Origin of the sequence: Cyanobium sp. LEGE 06143 (assembly GCF_015207535.1) — a bacterium.
GTDB lineage: Bacteria > Cyanobacteriota > Cyanobacteriia > PCC-6307 > Cyanobiaceae > NIES-981.
In genome coordinates, this window is record NZ_JADEWP010000243.1 from 1 (window position 1) to 2935 (window position 2935).

The window sequence follows — 2935 nt, forward strand, 5'->3', positions numbered from 1 at the left end:
GGTGGGCAAGGGGGTCAAGCGGCAAACGACGAACGGGGCAGGTCCGCCAGAGCGGCCGCGAGGGCGGTGTGGAGTCCATGGGAGCCCCGGAAGGCAAACACCTGGGCCCGTGGCAGACCGACCAAGGCCAGATCGCCCAACAGGTCCAGGATTTTATGGCGCACCGGTTCATCGGCAAACCGGAGCGGCGGGTTGAGCCAGTGATCGCCATCACAGACGAGGGCGTTGTCGAGGGCACCGCCCTGGATCAGGCCGGCCGCCCGCAGCTGCTCCACCTGGGAGAGCAGGCCGAAGGTGCGTGCCGGGGCGATCTCCGCCACGAACGCCGCCGGGGTGAGCTCCAGGCCATAGAGCTGGCGACCGATCGCCGCCTCGCCAAACTCGATGCCGGCCCCCAGCCTCAGGCCTTGAGCTGGCAGGGCCGTGACGAAGCCGGCCCCCTGGTGCAGCGTGAGCGGCGCCTCCAGCTGGGGCGAGGGCGGTGTGCCCTCCACCGGCTCCAGACCGGCTTCAGCGATCGCCTCCACCCAGGGGAGAGCGGAACCATCGAGCAGGGGAACTTCCGGGCCATCCACCAGGATTTCGGCCTGGCTCACGCCGGTGCCGGCCAGGGCGGCCAGCAGGTGCTCCACGGTGGCCAGCTGACGGTCCCCCAGCGCCACCGCCGTGCAGAGGGTGGTGCCATGGACGGCCGCCGGCCCCAGCTGCAGCAGGGGGGCATCCGGCTGGTCCAGCCAGCCCAGCCAGTAGCCCGGTCGCCTGGACGACTGCAGCCTGACCCGGGAGGGGGCGCCGCTGTGCAGACCCACACCCGAGCGCTCCACGGCAGCGCTGAGGGTCCAGGCCCGGGAATAGTCGGCGGGCCAGATCCCCACTAGAACTTCCAGCCCACACCGAGGTTGAAGCGCCAGTTGTCGGTGAAGTTCTCCGTGGCCACCTCCAACCGCAACGGCCCCACGGGGGTGGTGACGATCACGCCGACCCCCGGTGAGAAGCCCTCACCCTCCTTGCCGAGCAGGCCACCAGGGTTGCCGGGGATGTCGCTCTGGGTGCCAAAGGTGGTGCCGGCGTCAAAGAACACCGAGCCGCTGATGATGCTGAACAGGGGGAAGCGGTATTCGACCGTGAACTCGGCATAGCTCTTGCCCACCCCCAGGTCACAGTCGAAGTAGCCCCGCACCGAGTTGCCACCGCCGAGGCAGAAGGCTTCGTAGGGGGGGATGTCATCGCCGATCAGGGTGCCGGCGGACACCTGAAACGCCAGGGCCTGCTTGCAATCACGGGTCTCGCCCGGCTTGGGACGGCAGCCCTTGTAGATCTTCAGCCAGTCCACCGGGATGAAGTGGGTGAAGGTGGTGCGCAGTCGGTTGAAGGTGGGGGAGTCCTCCCCCACCGAGAGGAACTGCTCGGTGCCGATGCTGAAGAAGTTGCCACTGGTGGGATTGCGGGGGTCGTCCAGGGAGCTGAAGGTGGCTCCCACCCTGAAGCTGAGCAACTGGTTTTCCGAGGCGCAGTTGAAGGCCAGGCAGATCACCTGATTGCTGCGCACCCGCACCGGCTGGGGCAGGTCGTCGTCGACGCCGACCACGGCCTGGCTGAACTTCGAGCCCGAGAAGTTCATCGGCGTGACCTCCTGGCCACCAAAGGCCAGGATCAGGTTCCAGGGGGCCCGCTTGAAGGGATCTCCACCGTTGAGGGGGCGGATGAACTGCACGTTGGCCCCGACCCGCTGGATCGCCACGGTGTCGAAATTGGTGCGCACCTCTGCGAACGGCCCGGAGGTGTCCACAGGGCTGTTGGTGACGACGTCGAAATCAGCGCCGTTGAAGTTCTTCAGGTCAAAGGTGGTGTCGTTGTTCTCGCTCTGGAACAACTGGGGCACTTCCCGGCTGAAGAAGATCCGGGCGCGGAAAGAGGTTCGGAAGCGATCACCCTTAATCCAGGGATCGGTGAAGGTGATATCGCCCAGGCCACCGAACTGGCCATAGGAGAAGTTGGTACCCAGATTCCAGGCTCTGCCCAACAGATTGCTCTCCTGGAGCTGGATCTGTCCGAACACGCCCTGAGTCTGGCTGTAGCCGATGCCGCCCGAGATGGAGCCGGTGGACTGCTCCACCATGCCCAGCACGATCACCACCTTGCCGGGTTCGGCGGGCACCGGGCGCAGGGTGACCTTGACATCGCCGAACAGACCTGTGCCGTAGAGGCGGCGGATGTCTTCCTCCAGCTGGCGGCGGTTGAAGACATCTCCATTCTTCATGGAGATCTCGCGGCTCACCACCCAGGGCTTACTCTTGCCGCGGATCGGCTCACCGTTTTCGTTGGTGGCCGAACCCTCCTTATCCAGGAACTGGACTTCCACCCCCTCCACGGTGCCTTCCCGCACCAGCAGTTCCACCGTGCCGTCGGGGCTCACCCGGGTGGGGCCGGTGACCCTTGCCAGCGAATAACCCTGATCGGCATACCACCTCTGCAGATCCTGCATGCGGGACTGCATGGCGTTCAGGTTGAGGGTCTTGCCGAAGTCGGCGGCAAAGGTGTCGCTGACGACCTGCTCCGGCAGCTTCAGATCCGTGGGCTCCAGCTCCACGGCCTGAAGCACGGGATTGGGCACCACCGAGACGATCAGCCTCACCCCCAGGGGCCCATCCTGGGGCTGAATGCGCACATCGGAAAACCAGCCCGTGGCATAGATGGCCGAGAGGTCGGTCTGCAGTTCACTGCGGGTGACCCGGGTGCCGGGGGTGACCGCCATGGCGGCATAGGCGGCCAGCTCAAGGCGCTCGCTCTCGGGATGCCCTTCGAGGCCCTCCACCACGATCTCAGCGATCTGAACCCGCGGCTCCTCAGGAACATCGGACTGCTCAGGCACGCCGAAGGCGTCAGCGGGGGCCGGGCTTTCCTGGGCTGGGGCCGGTGCCGCCCCCTCTGGTGC

2 protein-coding genes are annotated in these 2935 nt (G+C 66.4%); both read right to left on the reverse strand.

From position 1 onward, the window contains the following. Positions 1-14: 14 nt before the first annotated feature. The gene (gene lpxC / locus IQ216_RS12935) at positions 15-875 is read right to left on the reverse strand and encodes a UDP-3-O-acyl-N-acetylglucosamine deacetylase (RefSeq protein ID WP_193815796.1); all 861 of its coding nucleotides are present in this window, start codon (positions 873-875) and stop codon (positions 15-17) included. After that, positions 875-2935: outer membrane protein assembly factor (locus IQ216_RS12940; protein ID WP_193815797.1), on the reverse strand; the 2061-nt coding region annotated here is incomplete at its 5' end. The genes lpxC and IQ216_RS12940, both read right to left, overlap by 1 nt.